16 protein-coding genes and 1 tRNA gene are annotated in these 16,925 nt (G+C 63.7%); 10 read left to right on the top strand and 7 right to left on the bottom strand.

Annotation, left to right across the window (positions count from 1 at the left end):
* Positions 1 to 148 precede the first annotated feature (148 nt).
* Positions 149 to 646 carry a peptide-methionine (R)-S-oxide reductase MsrB gene (gene msrB / locus JN302_RS38040; RefSeq protein WP_202309382.1) on the top strand — a complete coding sequence of 166 codons (498 nt, stop codon included), beginning with the start codon at positions 149 to 151 and terminating at the stop codon, positions 644 to 646.
* A gap of 21 nt (positions 647 to 667) precedes the next feature.
* Here the strand turns inward: msrB and yihA are convergent, their stop codons facing one another.
* The 5 genes from yihA to rpmH all read right to left on the bottom strand — a co-directional run bounded on the left by yihA (position 668) and on the right by rpmH (position 4,399).
* Positions 668 to 1,318: a ribosome biogenesis GTP-binding protein YihA/YsxC gene (gene yihA / locus JN302_RS38035; protein WP_202331073.1), complete on the bottom strand. Its 651-nt coding sequence runs from the start codon at positions 1,316 to 1,318 to the stop codon at positions 668 to 670.
* A complete protein-coding gene (locus JN302_RS38030) occupies positions 1,315 to 1,956 on the bottom strand; it encodes a CatB-related O-acetyltransferase (protein WP_202331072.1) in 642 nt (213 codons plus the stop codon). Before JN302_RS38030 ends, yihA begins: the two co-directional genes overlap by 4 nt.
* A gap of 127 nt (positions 1,957 to 2,083) precedes the next feature.
* The gene (gene yidC / locus JN302_RS38025) at positions 2,084 to 3,895 is read right to left on the bottom strand and encodes a membrane protein insertase YidC (protein ID WP_202331071.1); all 1,812 of its coding nucleotides are present in this window, start codon (positions 3,893 to 3,895) and stop codon (positions 2,084 to 2,086) included.
* Positions 3,879 to 4,253 (bottom strand): ribonuclease P protein component, encoded by a 375-nt coding sequence (gene rnpA, locus JN302_RS38020; RefSeq protein ID WP_202309378.1) that lies wholly within the window; start codon positions 4,251 to 4,253, stop codon positions 3,879 to 3,881. The genes yidC and rnpA overlap by 17 nt, the downstream gene beginning before the upstream one ends.
* 11 nt (positions 4,254 to 4,264) lie before the next feature.
* A complete protein-coding gene (gene rpmH / locus JN302_RS38015; RefSeq protein WP_011579721.1) occupies positions 4,265 to 4,399 on the bottom strand; it encodes a 50S ribosomal protein L34 in 135 nt (44 codons plus the stop codon).
* A gap of 279 nt (positions 4,400 to 4,678) precedes the next feature.
* Here rpmH and JN302_RS38010 point away from each other — a divergent pair, with 279 nt between their 5' ends.
* From JN302_RS38010 to JN302_RS37995, 4 genes are all read left to right on the top strand, one after another.
* Positions 4,679 to 5,527: a TVP38/TMEM64 family protein gene (locus JN302_RS38010; protein ID WP_244742715.1), complete on the top strand. Its 849-nt coding sequence runs from the start codon at positions 4,679 to 4,681 to the stop codon at positions 5,525 to 5,527.
* Between the two features lie 63 nt (positions 5,528 to 5,590).
* Positions 5,591 to 7,015, top strand: a complete 1,425-nt coding sequence (locus JN302_RS38005) for a dihydrolipoyl dehydrogenase family protein (RefSeq protein ID WP_202331070.1) — start codon at positions 5,591 to 5,593, stop codon at positions 7,013 to 7,015.
* Between the two features lie 58 nt (positions 7,016 to 7,073).
* Complete coding sequence (locus JN302_RS38000) at positions 7,074 to 8,549, top strand: sensor histidine kinase (protein ID WP_202331069.1); 1,476 nt, start codon at positions 7,074 to 7,076, stop codon at positions 8,547 to 8,549.
* 333 nt (positions 8,550 to 8,882) lie between these two features.
* Positions 8,883 to 8,959, top strand: a tRNA-Arg gene (locus JN302_RS37995).
* Positions 8,960 to 9,296: 337 nt separating this feature from the next.
* Here the strand turns inward: JN302_RS37995 and JN302_RS37990 are convergent.
* Both JN302_RS37990 and JN302_RS37985 read right to left on the bottom strand, forming a co-directional pair.
* Complete coding sequence (locus tag JN302_RS37990; RefSeq protein WP_202331068.1) at positions 9,297 to 10,109, bottom strand: inositol monophosphatase family protein; 813 nt, start codon at positions 10,107 to 10,109, stop codon at positions 9,297 to 9,299.
* A complete protein-coding gene (locus JN302_RS37985; protein WP_202331067.1) occupies positions 10,091 to 10,939 on the bottom strand; it encodes a glycerophosphodiester phosphodiesterase family protein in 849 nt (282 codons plus the stop codon). The genes JN302_RS37990 and JN302_RS37985 overlap by 19 nt, the downstream gene beginning before the upstream one ends.
* Before the next feature lie 275 nt (positions 10,940 to 11,214).
* Between JN302_RS37985 and JN302_RS37980 the strand changes: the two genes are divergently transcribed.
* From JN302_RS37980 to JN302_RS37960, 5 genes are all read left to right on the top strand, one after another.
* Positions 11,215 to 12,363 carry an ROK family transcriptional regulator gene (locus JN302_RS37980; RefSeq protein ID WP_202331066.1) on the top strand — a complete coding sequence of 383 codons (1,149 nt, stop codon included), beginning with the start codon at positions 11,215 to 11,217 and terminating at the stop codon, positions 12,361 to 12,363.
* Between the two features lie 239 nt (positions 12,364 to 12,602).
* Entirely contained in the window at positions 12,603 to 13,901 is a 1,299-nt protein-coding gene (locus tag JN302_RS37975) for an extracellular solute-binding protein (RefSeq protein ID WP_446720779.1), read from the top strand.
* Between the two features lie 69 nt (positions 13,902 to 13,970).
* On the top strand, positions 13,971 to 14,855 hold the full coding sequence (locus JN302_RS37970) for a carbohydrate ABC transporter permease (RefSeq protein WP_244846135.1): 885 nt from the start codon (positions 13,971 to 13,973) through the stop codon (positions 14,853 to 14,855).
* Positions 14,852 to 15,763, top strand: coding sequence for a carbohydrate ABC transporter permease (locus JN302_RS37965; RefSeq protein WP_202331063.1), 912 nt, complete (start codon positions 14,852 to 14,854; stop codon positions 15,761 to 15,763). Before JN302_RS37970 ends, JN302_RS37965 begins: the two co-directional genes overlap by 4 nt.
* 1 nt (position 15,764) lies before the next feature.
* Entirely contained in the window at positions 15,765 to 16,868 is a 1,104-nt protein-coding gene (locus JN302_RS37960) for an ABC transporter ATP-binding protein (RefSeq protein WP_202331062.1), read from the top strand.
* Positions 16,869 to 16,925: the final 57 nt, after the last annotated feature.

Genomic DNA, 16,925 nt, shown 5'->3' with positions numbered 1-16,925 from the left:
GCGGCCGGGGCGGAGTTCGGGTTCTCGCGATGAACCTCGAACGTGGGCCGGTCTTCGGGCACGTGGCGAAATCAGGACGTTCGCAGAATCTGCCTCTGGATCGTTCCGCGGCAGTATCCTATTTCCTTGCATTGAAGGAGACGCACTGATGAAGCGTCGCGATCTCGTAGCGGGGGGTGCCACGGCTACCATCTGCCTCATGGGCGCCGCTGCTCTTTGGCGTGCGGGCCGAACGAACGTCGCGCTTGCCGAGGTTTTCGAGGTAACCAGGACCGACGCCGAATGGCGAAAGATGCTCTCGGAGGCGCAATACGACGTGCTGCGCCGGGAAGGCACCGAGCGTCCCGGCAGCAGTGCGCTGCTTGAGGAAAAACGCAAGGGCCTGTTCCACTGCGCCGGCTGCGACCTTGCGGTCTATTCCTCCGAGACCAAATATGAATCGGGCACCGGCTGGCCGAGCTTCTGGGACTGCGTGCCCGGTGCCATCGGCACACGGGAAGACAATTCGCTGTTCATGGCTCGAACGGAATGCCACTGCCGGCGGTGCGGGGGCCATTTGGGCCACATATTCGACGACGGCCCGGCGCCGACGGGGATGCGGCATTGCATCAACGGCGTGGCGCTGACCTTCAGGCCCGCCGCCTGATCAAAAATGGCGTGCCGCGCCTCAGCCGCCATTCGCGGCGAGCAGGATCGCGGTCCGCAGCTCTTCCAGCCCGGCGCCTTTCTCCGACGATGTCGCCAGCACGGCCGGAAAGGCGGCCGGGCGCTTGCGGATCTTCGCCAGCGTTTCGTCGATCAGTCGCGGCACGCCCGCAGCCTTGATCTTGTCGGTCTTGGTGAGCACGATCTGGTAGGAGACCGCCGCCTTGTCGAGCAGGCTGAACACCTCCTCGTCGTTCTTCTTGACGCCGTGCCGGGCGTCGATCAGCACATAGACCCGCTTCAGCGTGGCGCGGCCGCGCAAATAGTCGAAGACGAGCTTCGTCCATTTCTCGACCTGCTCCTTGGGCGCCTGGGCATAGCCGTAGCCGGGCATGTCGACCAGCGCCATCGGCGGAATGTCGCCGGTCTCGCCGGAGAACCCGTCCGGCACGAAGTAGTTGAGTTCCTGCGTGCGGCCCGGCGTATTGGAGGTCCGGGCGAGCCCCTTCTGGCCGGTCAGCGAATTGATCAGCGAGGATTTGCCGACATTGGAACGGCCGGCGAAGGCGACCTCCGGCGGGCCTTCCGGCGGCAGGAACTTCATCGCCGGAACGCCGCGGATGAAGACCCACGACCGCGTGAACAGATCCTCGCTGATGTCGATCCCGCTCATCGCGCCGCCTCCAGTTGCCCGATATCGGCGCCGCGAATGGCGTCGAGATTGCGGCTGATCTTCTCCATCGGCCAGTCCCACCACGCGACCGCCAGCAGGCGGTTGATCGTGGCGTCGTCGAAGCGCCGCCTGACCGTGACGGCCGGATTGCCCGCCACGATCGCATAGGGTGGCACGTTGCGGCCGACGACCGCCCTGGCCGCGACGATGGCGCCGTGGCCGATCGACACGCCGGGCATGACCGTCGCTTTCATGCCGATCCAGACGTCATGGCCGACGACCGTGTCGCCCCTGTTCTCCGCTTCCCAACTCGTCTGGTCGAAACCCTGCTCCCAGCCATGGCCGAAGATGTTGAAGGGATAGGTGGAGAAGCCCGACATGGTGTGATTGGCGCCGTTCATGATGAACTTGACGCCCTCCGCCAGCGCGCAGAACCTGCCGATGACCAGCCGGTCGCCGACGAACGGGTAGTGGTAGAGGACGCATTTGTCGAGGAAATGCTCCGGCCCGGCGGGATCGTCGTAATAGGTGAACTCGCCGATCTCGACATTCTCCCGGTCGGCCGCGAGCGGCCTGAGGAAACCGACCCGTGGATGCATCGGGATCGGGTGCTTTACCGCAGGGTTCGGGCCGGTCATGGCGCTCCTTCCGGGGCCGCCGGCCCCCGTCGCATCGAGAATGCCGCAGCGTATCACGCCGGCGGCATGGACGCGCGACGCTCCGACAAGCGAAGCCCCGGGCGGGCCGGGGCTTCAAGCTTACAGATTATTCGGCCGGACTTGGTTTCTTTCGGAACATACCCACCAGATTGTCCCACAATTCGATCTTGGCGCCCTGGCGCTTCATGATGACGCCCTGCTGCAGGATCGAGAGGGAGTTGTTCCACGCCCAGTAGATGACCAGGCCGGCCGGGAAGCTCGCCAGCATGAAGGTGAAGATGACGGGCATCCAGTTGAAGATCATCGCCTGGGTGGGGTCCGGCGGCGTCGGGTTCATGCGCATCTGCAGGAACATGGTGACGCCCATGATCAGCGGCCAGACGCCGATATGCAGATATTCCGGCATGGCGAAGGGCAGCAGCCCGAACAGGTTGAAGAGCGAGGTCGGATCCGGTGCGGCCAGATCCTGGATCCAGCCGAAGAACGGCGCATGCCGCATCTCGATGGTGATGTAGAGCACCTTGTAGAGCGCGAAGAAGACAGGGATCTGGATCAGCACGGGCCAGCAGCCGGCGACCGGATTGATCTTCTCCTTCTTGTAGAGCTCCATCATCGCCTGCTGCTGCTTCATCTTGTCGTCCGCGTATTTCTCGCGGATCTCGAGCATGGCAGGCTGCACCTTTTTCATGTTCGCCATGGACTTGTAGGACTTGTTGGCGAGCGGGAAGAAGACGGCCTTGACGAGCACGGTGGTGGCGAGGATCGCCAGGCCGAAATTGCCGAGCATCTTGTAGAGGGTGTCGATCAGCCAGAACATCGGCTTGGTGATGAAATAGAACCAGCCCCAGTCGATCAGCAGCTCGAATTGGCGGATACCGCGCTCCTTCTCATAGGCGTCGATCGTGGCGACTTCCTTGGCGCCGGCGAAGACCAGCGTCTCGATCGTGGCCGACTGGCCGGCGGCGACGGTGATCGGATCGGTCAGGTAGTCGGCCTGGTAGCGCGGCCTGCCGTTGTCGCCGAAATAGGAGAAGCGCGGCTGGAACGGCTGCTTGGTCGACGGCACCAGCGTGGCTGCCCAGTATTTGTCGGTGATGCCGAGCCAGCCATCGTTGGACTTGCCGGGGATGACCTGCTGGTCATCCTCGATCGTGGAGTAGCTGAGTTCCTGCAGCCCTTCCTCGCCGGTGACGCCGATCAATCCCTCGTGCAGCACATAGACGCTGGCATGGGTCGGCTTGTCGAAACGCGTCACGCGGCCGTAGTTCGATAGCGATACGGGTGCGGCGCCCGCATTGGTCACCGTGTCCGACACCGTGAACATGTAGTTTGAATCGACTGATATGGTGCGCTTGAAAGTCAGGCCCTTGTCGTTGGTGTAGGTGAGCGCGACCGGGGTCGACGGCGTCAGCACCGGCTTGCCTTCCACCGTCCAGACCGTGTCGGCGCCGGGCACCGCGCCCGTGGCGTCGTTGCCGGCGAAGCCGATCTCGGCGAACTGTCCGTTCGGCAGCACGGAGGGGTTGAGCAGTTCGATGGTCGGCGACGTCTTGTCGATCGTCAGGTGGTAGTCCTTGAGGCGGATGTCGTCGATGCGTCCGCCGGTGAGATTGATCGAGCCGGATAGACGCGGCGTGTCGATCTCCACGCGCTGGCTCGTGGCGAGGGCGGCCTCGCGCGTCGTCGCGGTCGCGCCGTCCGTGCCGGGTATGCCGACGGGGGCCGAGCCCGGAACGGTCGCCTGCGGATGGGTTTCGGCGCCCGTGGTCGCGGGCGCATCCTTCTTCTGCTGCTCGGCCTCGATACGCGCGGCTTCGCGCTGCGTTTCGACGCGCGGGCTCACGTAGAACACCTGCCAGAGCGTCAGGATCAGCACGGAAAGTGCGATCGTGATGAAGAAGTTACGGTTGTTTTCCATCGGTGGACCTGGGACCTTGCCGCTTGTCGCGGATACGCCGTCTCAATTCGGCAGCAAGCTGGCCGAAGGGGGCGGAGAGGATCTCGCTACGCCCGACGATCACATAATCATTGCCCGGCGCCATGTCACCTGCGGCATGGAGACGGACCGCTTCCTTGAGCCTGCGCCTGATGCGGTTGCGCTGGACGGCGTTGCCGGCCTTTTTCGTCACAGTGAAGCCGACGCGCGCTGCGCCGGCCTCGCCACGATCCAGCACTTCCAGCAGAAACAGCCGCCCGCGACGCGTTTCACCGCGCCGGACGGCCAGGAACTCCGCGCGTTTGCGAAGTCGTTGCGGCGGCTTGCCGGTCACCGGCAAGGTGCCGCTTCTCAGGCGGAGAGCCGCTTGCGACCGCGATTGCGGCGTGCGGCGATCACCCCGCGGCCACCCTTGGTGGCCATGCGGGCACGGAAGCCGTGCCGGCGCTTGCGGACGAGTTTGGACGGTTGATAGGTGCGCTTCATTTATTTGATACCGCGGTGTGCGGCCCTTCTTCATTCTGACTCTGATGAGCAGGAGCGTCGCCGGCCCGGTCTGTGCGCAATCGAAACTGCGCCGGACCATCGGCCCGAGCGTGTGCGGGCTTATAAGTAGAAGGTTCTGAGGAGTCAATTCCCGTATGTCGGGAGGAAATATGACGTCATTGCCGGTAACGAAAGGGTGAAGGAGGCTTGTTTCCGGTCAAAACCCGGTGAGGGCAGCGTCGAGGCGCTTGCCTGCGGTGTCCGGATCGACCATCTGGGATGGCGAAACAAAGGCACGAGACGAGGCTGCAGATCGGCAGCGAAGGGCGGCAGGAACTGGGCACCGGGATCCAAACGCATATGAACGAGGTGACGGCGCATGTCGGGGCCGGTGTTGCGGCCGGCTCAGGCGACAGATGGCGGTTGCGGCGCTTCCTGCCGATCGGCGTCATCGCCGCCGTGATTGCGGTCGCCTATGCCAGGGGATGGTATAGTCAGATGTCGCTCGCCTCTGTGGCGGAGAGCCGCGACGCCCTTCAGACCTATGTCGACCGCAACTACCTTTTGTCGCTTGCAGGCTTTGTCGCCTTCTACGTGATCGTCACCGCCGCGTCCGTCCCGATCGCCACCATGCTGACGATCCTGGGCGGCGGCCTGTTCGGGTGGCTCGTCGGCGGTCTCTCCGCTGCCGTCGGCGCGACGGTCGGAGCCGCCCTCATCTTCCTCGCCGCGCGTTCGGCCTGCGGAACAGGCTTGCGCGGCCGGGTGGCGGGCTTCGCCGACCGGCTGGCCTGTGGCTTCGAGAGCAACGCCTTCGGCTATCTCCTGGTCCTCAGGCTTGCCCCATTCATCCCCTTCTGCGTCGTCAATGTGGCCCCGGCCCTGTTCAAGGTACGGCCGCGCACCTTTGTTGCTGCGACTGCCATCGGCATCCTGCCGGGCGCCTTCGCCTATGCCTCGCTGGGCAACGGTCTCGACAGCGTGGTGGAGGCGGCGCAGCGTGCGGGGCGCGACGCAGCGCTTTCCGATCTGGTCACGCCCGAGATCGTGGCGGCGCTCGCCTGCCTGACCCTTATCGCTCTCGTCGCTGTCGTGATAAGGGTAGCCGCGGCGCGGCGAGCGGCGTAATAGCGTCGGGGCCTTTCGCGTCCGAGCCGCCGAGAGACCCTTCCTCATGACGAAACCTTCGACGTGACCACCGTCCTCACTCCCGATATCTGCGTGATCGGAGCCGGCTCCGGCGGCCTCACGGTCGCGGCTATCGCCTCGGCCTTCGGGGCGCCGGTCGTGCTGATCGAGAAGGGGCCGATGGGCGGCGATTGCCTGAACTACGGCTGCGTGCCATCCAAGGCGATGATCGCGGCGGCGCGTCATATGCACGAACTCGGCCGAGGCGCCGCATTCGGCATACGGTCCGGCAAGGCCAGCGTCGACTTCGCCAAGGTCAACAGGCACATCCGCGAGGTCATCGAGGCGATTGCGCCGAACGATTCCGCCGAGCGCTTCACCGCGCTCGGCATCAAGGTGATCAAGGCCGAGGCGCGCTTCGAGGATCGCCGCACGGTCGTCGCCGGCGACGTCGAGGTGCGTGCCCGCCGCTTCGTCGTCGCGACCGGATCGTCGCCGTTGATCCCGCCGATCCCCGGTCTCGATAGGGTGCCCTATCTGACCAACGAAACCCTGTTCGATCTGACCGAGCGACCGGAGCATCTGATCGTCATCGGCGCCGGCGCGATGGGCATCGAGATGGCGCAGGCCTATCGCCGCCTGGGTTCGGCCGTCACCATCATCGAGGTGGCCGAGTCCCTCGGCGACGAGGATCCGGAACTGGTCGGCATCGTGCTGGAGGCGATGCGCGCCGAGGGCGTGGTTCTGCGGGCTGGCACCAGCGTCGTTGCCGTCGAGCCGGGCGAGGGCGGCGGCATTCGCGTCATCGTGGAAGGCGCAGCCGGCAGGGAAACCATCGAAGGCTCGCATTTGCTGCTGGCGACCGGCCGAAAGGCCAATGTCGACGGCCTCGACCTAGGCAAGGCCGGCATCGCCGTCAATGAAAGCGGCATAAAGGTCTCGCACAGGCTGCGCACCACCAACCGGCGCGTCTATGCCGTCGGCGACGTGACCGGCGCGCGCTTCACCCATGTCGCTGGGCATCAGGCCAAGCTGGTCGCCAAGCAGGTGCTGTTCAGAAGTCTCGGCCGTGTCGCCATGGGCGCCGTCCCCCGGGTCACCTTCTGCGATCCGGAACTGGCCGTCGTCGGCATGACCGAGGCCGAGGCGCGGAAGGCGCACGGCGCCGTGACGGTCCTGCGCTGGCCCTATGCCGAGAACGACCGCGCCCAGGCCGAGCGCAGGACCAGGGGGCATATCAAGCTGATGATCGGTCGGAAGGGCAAACTCCTCGGCGTCGGCATCGTCGGCGCCAATGCAGCCGAGATGATCGGTTTCTGGACGCTCGCTCTCTCCAAAGGTATGAGCCTTCGCGACGTCGCGGCACATATCCCGCCCTATCCGACGATGAGCGAAATTGGCAAACGGGCTGCGATTACCTATTTTCTTGCTGCAACGCGAAACCCGATGGTGCGCCGTCTCGTGCGTTTCCTCAGGGTTTTCGGCTGACGGAAGTTGCCGCGTCTGGCAAGCAGGCGTCGCGAAACGAGTTCGGAGGGCGCGTCTGATGACGGACCAGTCGCAAGGGGCGGCGCTGATCGCCAGGCGGGTCCCGCTCGTTCGTCGCCTGTCGACGAAGCTCCTGTTGCTCACCGTGCTGTTCGTGATGATCGCCGAGGTGCTGATCTTCATCCCGTCGATAGCCAATTTCCGCCTGCGCTGGCTCGAGGAACGTCTGGGCACGGCTGCGGCCGTCAGCGTCGTCCTGATGCAGGGCGAGCCGGTCGAACTGCCCCGATCTGTCCAGGACGGCCTGTTGAAGGCGGTGGGCGCCAAGGCGATCGCCGTGCGCGACGCCGGTGTCTCGCGGCTGCTGGCCGTGACCGAGATGCCTCCCGCCGTCGACGAGCATGTCGACATCGCGGGCATCGGCGCGGGCAGGGCGATGGTCGAGGCGCTCGACACCATGCTCTTCGGCGGCAAGCGCATGGTGCGCGTGTTCGGCAGGGTCGGCGACAGCGACAAGGAGTTCGAGCTGATCATCGCCGACTACAAGCTGCGCAAGGCCATGCTCATCTATGCGCGCAACATCGCCATCCTGTCGCTGCTCATCTCGTTCATCACCGCCACCCTTGTCTTCACGGCAATAAACCGGCTGATGATCGGGCCGATCCGGAGCCTTCGCCACTCGATGCTGTGGTTCGCCGAGGCTCCCAGCGACCCGTCCCGGATCATCCGGCCGAGCGACCGGCGTGACGAGTTGGGCGTCGCGGAGAAGGAACTGGCGGGGCTGCAGATGCAGCTCCAGAGGACGTTCTCGGAGCAGAAGCACCTCGCCGATCTTGGTCTTGCCGTGTCGAAGATCAATCACGACATGCGCAACATCCTGGCTTCGGCCCAGTTGCTGTCCGATCGCCTGGCGCTGGTGAAGGATCCGACCGTGCAGGCGGTGGCGCCCAAGCTCGTGCGCGCCATCGACCGCGCGGTCGCCTATTCGCAGGGCGTTCTCGCCTATGGCCGCACGCAGGAACCTCCGCCGATGCGCCGCCGGCTGCGCCTGCGGCTGCTGGTGGACGACGTCTATGGGTTGCTCGGCATCGATCCGGCCGCGGGCATCGAGTTCGAGAACGCCGTCGACGCCGAATTCGAGGTCGACGCCGATTCGGAGCATCTGTTCCGCGTGCTGACGAATCTGTGCCGCAACGCCGTCGAGGCCATGAGCGCCAACCGCGAGAGCGCGGTGGTGCGGCGGCTCACCGTTTCGGCCGAGCGTTCGGGCATCGTGAGCCGCATCCTCGTCGACGACACAGGGCCGGGCCTGCCGCAGAAGGCGCGGGAGAACCTCTTCGCCGCGTTCCGCGGCTCGGCGCGCAGCGGCGGCACCGGCCTCGGCCTGGCGATCGCCAACGAGCTGGTGCGCGCCCATGGCGGTACTATCGAGCTTGTGGAAAGCGTCGGCGGCCGCACGGTCTTCGCCGTGGTGATCCCCGACCAGCCAGTCAGCCTCGACGAGGCGCGTTCGGCCATGCGCCGTCCGGCGTGAACCCTGCCGAAGCCGTTGAGGGCTCGCCCTTGCCCGTTCGATCGGTAGCGCGCCGCGACGCCGTGATTTGCCGACGAACGGCCCATGCCCTTCCCGCGCCATCCCCGGAAGGCTTGGAGTGGCTGTGATCTCAAAGCGCGCGGGCCGTGCCCTGCCGGGCGCTCTTCGGCGGCTCGTCCGCCGCCGGGCCCGGGATTCTGGAGCTTTCCGCAGCGTCGAAAGTTTTCGTCCGCGACGGCTTGCATTTCGCGCGGCCAGTCGCTAGGTAGCACCTCACATTCGGGGCCGGTTCTTCGGATCGGCTTCGCGGGCAGTTCTCGAACCGCCCATTGCGCGCCCGTAGCTCAGCTGGATAGAGCACCAGACTACGAATCTGGGGGTCAGGAGTTCGAATCTCTTCGGGCGCGCCATCATATCCCACTGAAATCGCTGGCAATTTTGGTCGTGTCGCTTGCCTCACGCCGGCTTAGTTTCAGAAATTCAGCCGGTTTTTCAGCCGGTTTTGGAGAATCGGATATCACTGCGAGGTGCATCGCGCTCATTCGTGCCGAAGTCGGGTTGGTTCAAAGGAATTCATCGATCAGGTTCGTTGATTTCTGCCCAGTGGCTATCTCTTCCTGGAAGGCCAGAGTGCCGCCCCGAGAGCATCCACCTGTTCGAAGTCGCGACTGGCGCGCGTCTAGAGCGCAGCGGGCGCCGTCAAATCCAAGCCTCACTCGCGAGCCTGATAGGTTGGACGGCAGCCGATCAGGCTTTCTCGAGCTCGTCGAGGATCGGCCGTGCGGTGGCCATGAATGCCTCGGAGCCGCAGGCAAACACCCGCTTGGTGCACAGATTGTCGCGCGTCCAGGAAAGATTGGAGCGCGCGCCGAGCGCCGACAGGATCGCCATGCCGCCAATCACGTCCCAACTCGACTCCCCGAGGCTCAGATAGCCGTCGACGTGCCCCAGGATGACGGACACCAACGATGCTGACCCGCATCCCGACACCCGGGCAGTGAAGCCGGCCCGATGAACGCTTTGCAGGAATGCCGCACTGCGCAGCTGCCCCGAGGCCGGCCCAAAACCCAGAGCTACCGCCGGTAGCTGGGGATCGAGGGGCGGAAGCGGCGCAATCGGCGCGCCGTTCATGCGCGGCGCCACTTCCTTCCCACCGACGAGTATCCGACCTTGAGCGGGCAGGAAGACCACGCCCAAGCGCGCCTGGCCCCCTTCAAACAGGCCAATCGAAACCGACCACTGGTCCATGCCGCGGATGAAGTTCAGCGTCCCGTCGATCGGGTCAGCGAGCCAATAGCGTCCCGACGCGCTGGCCGCGGCCGCCCCTTCCTCTCCGATAATGCCGTCGTCCGGGAAGGCTTGGCGCAACCGGTCATGCAGATGCCGCTCGACCGCAATGTCGACCTCGGTGACCGGGTCGCGGTAGCCCTTGGACTCGACACCGAACTTGCGCTCTCGGAAATGCCGAAGCGCCAGCTCGCCTGCCTCGTGTGCGATGAGCTCGAGGATTGCAGCGGTCTCAGCCGGGGAGGAAGAGCCACTCACGCCCGGCCCCGGCAATCGAGAAAGCTGCGCAACTCATTCGGGTAATCGGTCTGGATCATGGATATCCCGGCGTCGATTAGGCTGCCCCAGATCGCTTCGGGGTTCCTCAGCGCCTCCGTATCGGTCCAGTGTCCGCACGCCACTGGGTCGAGCGTGTTGTACCAGAGCGCGGTGCCGACCTGCCTGCACTCGGCGCTGAGGGCGGCGACCTGCTCAAGCTCGTCGAAATAGACCTCGCAAATCAGGGGCGCCATGCGCAGCACCAGTTCCCGCTGGGTCCCGCCGTTCGGGACGTTGAGCCGTGTCTTTGCAATAAAGGGGACTCGTGGGGGCGAGATATTGGCAACGATCCAGCCATAATCGTCCTCGGACTTCAGTTCGGTCCAGAAATCGACCTGCTGGTCGACCCCCATCTCCGTCGCAAAGTCGATGACATCGGGAATGACATCGCGGTGCTTGACGTCGATATGAAGAAAGATCCGATCGCGAGTGATGTCGAACACCTCACGCAGCGTTGGCAATTTCTCTTGGGTCAAGGCATTGCCCGCGCCGCCATCGCGGTTTCGCAAACGCAGACTTGAAAGCTCTCCCACCGTCATCTCTTCGGGGCGCTTGTCCAGCCCGGCCATGCGCTCCAAGGTGTCGTCGTGGAGCAGGACGAACTGGCCATCGGCAGTGCGGCGCACGTCGATCTCGACGACATTGTGCCTCGCCTCTATCGCTCTCTCGATGGCGAGCAGACTGTTTTCGGGCGCCGACTGCCACATGCCCCGATGGACGACGATCCCGGCCGATCGCTTGGGATTCTTGACGAAGTCTGCATATTGAAAGCTGGCTGGCGTCATCCGCCATCTCCCCCTCGTGGAAATTCTATGGGGGCATGCCCCGGACAGCGTGACCGGACGTCATGCAAATGGGTGCGGCGAGGTTCCGAGAGGATCGGGTCGCCGAACGTGCGCGCTCGCTTAGTCACACTATAAGTGTATAATGACCGAATGCGCGGAAATGCAATCGCTTTCTTGCGCTCTCATCGCCGGTTGACCGTTCCCGGAGCGGCGGGCAGAACCATTGCATGTGCGCGTTGTCACACGTGCAACGGAATTTTTCGAGTTGGATGCAGATGGTCTATTCCCCGACGGCATTGATCGCTCCCCTTTTCCTGAGATCGGCGCGTGGGGAGGTAGCCTCAGCCAACGAACGGGCGCTGCTTCGCCAGATCTGGCGGAACCCAGGAATATCGCGATCGGAAGTCACGATGCGCAGCGAACTGACGCAGCAGTCGGTCCACCGGCTGCTCGACCAGCTTTCGGAGCGCGGTATCATCGGCCTTGGCGAACCCAAGCCCGGTCTGGGCAAGGGTCAGCCAAGTCCCATGCTCTCTCTCAATGGCGCCTATGCCCATTCGATCGGCATTTCGGTCAACACCGACATCATGGGCATCTGCCTCATGGACCTTGCCGGCACTGTTCTGGGACAGGGCACGGTTTCGTTGCACGGCCAGCCTGTCGCGGAAGCATTGCAGCAGGCCGGTGAGGTCATCGCGGGCCTGCGAAACGCGAGCAGCCTTGATCCCGCGCGCTGCTTCGGCTTCGGCTTTGCCATTGCCGGCTACTTCGTCGGCGGGACCCGCTACAATGCCTCGCTCCCGTTGCATGACTGGTCGCTCATCGAACTCGGCCCGCTGCTCTCCGAGGCGTTTCGCGGTCCGGTGTGGGTCCACAATGGCGGCAGCACGGGCGCTGTCGCCGAGGCCTTGTTTGGGGTTGGCCGACACATTCCGCACTTTGCCTACCTGTCCTTCAACTACGGCTTTGGCGGAGGCATCGTCAGCGATGGCGACCTGCTCGTCGGCGGTAATGGCAATGCGGGCGAGTGGGGCCCGATCTTCAAGAACAAAGTTCCAAGGCCCGCACTGGAATTGCTGATCGAGCGCCTTCGGGCAAACGGCATAACCATCAACTCGATCACCCACTTGCAGCGGCAGTTCGATCCGAACTGGCCCGCCGTTGCCGATTGGGTTGATGAGGTAGCGCCATATTACAACCGGCTGGTGGATTCGATCATTGGCGTCTTCGACCCACAGGCCATCGTCTTTGGCGGCCAGGTTCCGCCGGCCCTTGCCGAAATGTTCATCGCCCGGACCGATCCTCCCGAACCTGCGCGCTACGGCGTGCCGAGGCCCGCCGTCAAGCTGATCGTCTCCGAAATCAAGGGAGACGCCTCTGCTCTCGGGGCGGCCGCTGTTCCATTGAAGGCCGAGTTCTTCTAGGTCCGCGTCAGGCAACGCTACACGGAAGCAGTGACTTTCGGGACGCCGCGTCCGGGATCTCAGGAAGCGCAGCACACGCAAGGGTCAGTTCAGGCGGTGTTCAAAGCTTGCATGCGGCGCCTTTCGCGCGCCGGCGCGCCGTTGGTCACCTAGAAACGTGAAAACCCTTGAATTCACCCAGTTGTCACACTAAAAGTGTATCTATGCAGGCATCTCAAGCCTGTATGGAGGAGAACATGATCAGATTCAGCCTGCTCACTACCGTGGCCGCCCTTGGCCTCGTGACGGCCGCCCCGGCCGCCGAAATCGAATTCTGGTACGGCAACACCGGCCGCATCGAGGAAGCCATCCAGGCCGAGTGCAAGGCCTTCAACGAAAGCCAGTCCGAGCATGTCGTAAAATGCGTTGGTCAGGGCAACTACGAAACCAGCATGCAGAAGGCGATCGCCGCCTACCGCGCCGGCCAGGCGCCTGCGCTCATCCAGTTCTTCGATGGCGGCACGCTCGATCTCATGCTCTCGGGAGCGATCGAACCCGTGCAGCAGGTCTGGCCCGAGGTCAATTGGGGCGACTATCTCGCCGGAGCGCGCGGCTATTACGAGTCGTCCAAGGGCGAGCTCTATGCGCAGCCCTACAACGGCTCGACCCTCATCTTCTTTGGCAACATGGAAGAACTGGGCAAGGTCGGCGTGACCAAGCTCCCCGAAACCTTCGAAGAAATCGAGGACGCCGCGCGCAAGCTCAAAGATTCCGGCTTTGCCTGCCCTCTTGTCACCGACGGGCATCCCTGGCGCATACTGGAACAGTTTGCAGCGATCCACGGCGTGCCGATCGCCACCGAGCACAACGGCTACGGCGGTCTCGACACCGAACTTATCTACAATCAGGGTCTCATTGCTGACCACATGAAGCGGTTGGCCGAGTGGCACAAGGATGGCCTGCTGCGCCTCAACGCCGAGACGAAGGCCGGCAATCACGAAGCCGCCTTTGCCGCGGGCGAGTGCGCCATGATCATCCAGGGCACGGGCTTCTACGCGGCCGCTCACACGGCGCTGGGAGACAACCTCGCCATCGGCCTGCCGCCGATCTATGCGGGTCATGAGCGTCACAACTCGATTATCGGTGGCGCGGCTATCTATGTGATGAAGGGGCACGATGCCGATCAACTAGCCGGCGCGAAGGCGTTCCTCGACTATATCCGCCAGCCCGGCCCGCAGATCGAATTCGCCCGCGCGACCGGCTACCTGCCCATGACCAATGAAACATTGGCGGAACTGGAGAAGCAGGGGCTGGCCGACACGCCTGAGTTCGCAACTGCGCGCCTTGGCGTGGAGTCCCTCAACATGCCGGGCACCGAGGACACCAGGGGCATCCGCCTCGGCTTCTTCACGCCCATCCGCGACGCCTTTATCGAAGAAACAACCAAGGCGTTCAACGGCGAGCAGGACATGCAGGCCGCACTCGACAAGGCCGTTGCACGCGGCAACGAGCAGTTGCGGCGCTTCGAGCAGACCTATCAGGGCGTCGAGCTTCCCTGATCCTTTTCCCGACTGCTGGCCGGCGCGGTATCATCGCGCCGGCTCAATAATCTTATGGAGGGGACCGCCATGAAAGGCGGCTTCTACAAACATCGCTGGCTGCCGCTGTGGCTTTCCTTGCCACAGATCCTGATCATGGTCCTGTTCTTCTTCATCCCGATCGGGATGGCGTTGTTCTGGTCTTTCAGTCTCGAGCAGCCGTTCGGAGGCGGCTCACGCTTTGTGGGCTGGCAGAATTACGCGCGTGTCTTTCATGACCAAGCATTCTGGCTCGCCTTGGGGCGTACCGCCGTCTTCATGGTCGTTGGCACGACGCTGTCTGTCGGCACGGCCCTGATTATCGCCTTCGCGGCAGATCGGGCGGTCCGTCTTAGCTCGCTCACGCGCAACCTGATGATGTGGCCGAAGGCGATATCGGCCGCGACGCTCGGGGTGATCTTCATCTTCATACTCGACCCCTATCAGGGCGCCATGATTTGGGTGAACCAACTCGTGCCCGGCCTGTGGAATCCTCGCCTCGATCCGGTAGACACCTGGATCATGCTGTTCATAGCGAACACTTGGAACGGCCTGACGCTCACCTTCATCATTCTCCTCGCCGGTCTTCAGGGCATTCCCGACAATCTGCATAAGGCCGCTGCTATCGACGGCGCGGGACCGTGGCGCAGGCTCTTTGACATTCAGCTGCCGCTGATAACGCCGCAACTCTTCATCGTCGTCGTGCTCGAGGTTGCCGACAGCATCGTCTCGTCCTTCAACCTGATCGAGGTGATGACCAAGGGCGGACCCGGCGATGCCACCTACCTGCTGGTCTACAAGATCTATCGCGATGGCTTCGGAGCCTACGATCTCTCCGGTGCTGCTACCCAGACGGCCATCCTGATGGTCGTGGTGGTGGCTGTCACTTCCCTGCAGTATCTGATCCTGGAGCGCCGGGTGGAGTACGATCGATGATCGAGAACACCCGTTCCATCAACACGGTTGCGAGCATCGTTCTGATCGTCGGATGCGTCTTCATCCTCGCGCCGCTGGTCATCGCTTTCCTGACCGCCACTCTGGACTTCCCGACTTTCGTCAGAGAGGGCGTCAGCCTGAAGCCCGGCACGCACCTGATCGACAACATCGTCGAGGTGTGGTCCCGGTCTGACCTGCCGCGCCAGATTTTCAATAGCTTCGTCACTTCGACCGGCATCGCCATCGGGAAGGTCTTCCTCGCCTTCACCACCGGCTTCGCGTTGGTTTTCTTCCGCAGCCGCTACACCTTCGTGATCTACGCGGCGGTGCTCACGACGATCATGCTGCCGCTCGAACTGATGATCATCACCGCCTACCGCGTCACCTCCGACATCGCGTTGCCGCTGAAGTGGCTGCTCAATGCCGGCGACCTGTGGGCGAAGCTATTCGGCGCACCGCTGACCTTTCAGGTCAATCTCCTCGATACCTACGCCGGTATCATTCTGCCGCAGATCGCAACCGGAGCGGCCATCCTCATAATGGTGCAGTTCATGCGGACGCTGCCAAAGGACCTGGCGCGCGCCGCAACGATGGACGGCGCATCCCCGCTCCGCTTCATGTGGGACGTCGTTCTACCCCTCTCCAAGGGGCCGCTCATCGCACTCACCCTCTTTTTCTTCATCGACGGCTGGGGAAAGTTCTTGTGGCCGCTCATCTCGGCGACGTCGTCCGACATGCTCACCGGCGTTGTCGGGCTCACGCGGCTCGAGACGGGCACGGGCGAAGACGCCATTCCCAATTTCCCTTTGCAGATGACGGGCGCGTTCCTGGTTTCGATCGTGCCGCTCATCCTTATAGCCGTCTTCCAGCGCCGCATCGTGCGCGGGCTGAACTACATGGATCGATAGTATGACTTCCGCCAACATTATCCTCGACAACGTGCGAAAGTCGTACGGCACGGTCCAAGTCATTCCCGGCCTCAGCGCTGAGATCGAGGCGGGCAGTTTCACGGTCATTCTCGGTCCGTCCGGCTGCGGCAAGTCGACCCTGCTCAATATGCTGGCGGGACTGGAGGAGATTTCAGGCGGGCGGATCCTGATCGGGGGCCGCGAGGTCCAAAATACGCCGCCGAAGGACCGAGGCCTCGCCATGGTTTTCCAGAACTACGCGCTCTACCCGCATATGACGGTGGCGCAGAATATCGGCTACGCACTCAAGGTTGCCGGCGTGCCGAAGACGGACCGGGCCCGCCGGGTCCGGGAAGCCGCGGACTTTGTTGAACTCGGCGCCTATCTCGACCGGCGGCCGGGACAGCTCTCGGGCGGCCAGAGGCAGCGTGTCGCCATCGCCCGCGCTATCGTTCGCGAGCCGCAAGTTCTGCTCTACGACGAGCCATTGTCCAATCTCGATGCCAAGCTCCGTCATGGCATGCGAATGGAACTCAGCCAGCTTCACACGCGGATCGGCGCCACCAGCGTGTTCGTGACGCACGATCAGGTCGAGGCCATGACGCTCGCAGACCGCATCATGATCCTGAATGCCGGCCGTATCGAGCAATACGGAACGCCGCAGGAGATCTACCACAAGCCAGCGTCCGTCTTTGTCGCCGGCTTCATAGGTGCGCCACCGATGAACCTGCTCGATGGGGTCGTCGAGAAGGGGACGCTCATTTTCGAGAAAACTACCCTCGGGCAGACGGAGGCCCGCGACGGTCCGGTCAAGATCGGCGTGCGCCCCGAGAAAACCTTGCTGGGTCAGATCGGTCCGGAGGCGACGACGGTCTATGCCGAGGATCTGGGGTCGCATCGGATTGTTGTCGTCAAGGCTGCCAATGGCCAGCAGTTGCAAATCTCGACGACGCAGACTGCTGAGTTGTCGGACTCTCTTACGATCGGCCTGCCACCCGAAAGCATCCACCTGTTCGACGTCGCGAGCGGCGCGCGTCTGGAGCACGAGGTGCGGGCGTCGAACCCAAGGCTTAGTTCACGGCTGAGGAAGGCAGGAGAGCTTTGAGTGTTTAGGTGGGCGGCCCAAAGCTGTGGCCACCCTGCGGTCAGCCCTGAAGCAAGC

It is taken from the genome of Mesorhizobium sp. L-8-3 (genome assembly GCF_016756615.1).
In the GTDB taxonomy this organism is placed as follows: Bacteria; Pseudomonadota; Alphaproteobacteria; order Rhizobiales; family Rhizobiaceae.
Note: the sequence above shows the minus strand (reverse complement) of the source record. Positions and strands in the feature narration are given on the sequence as shown.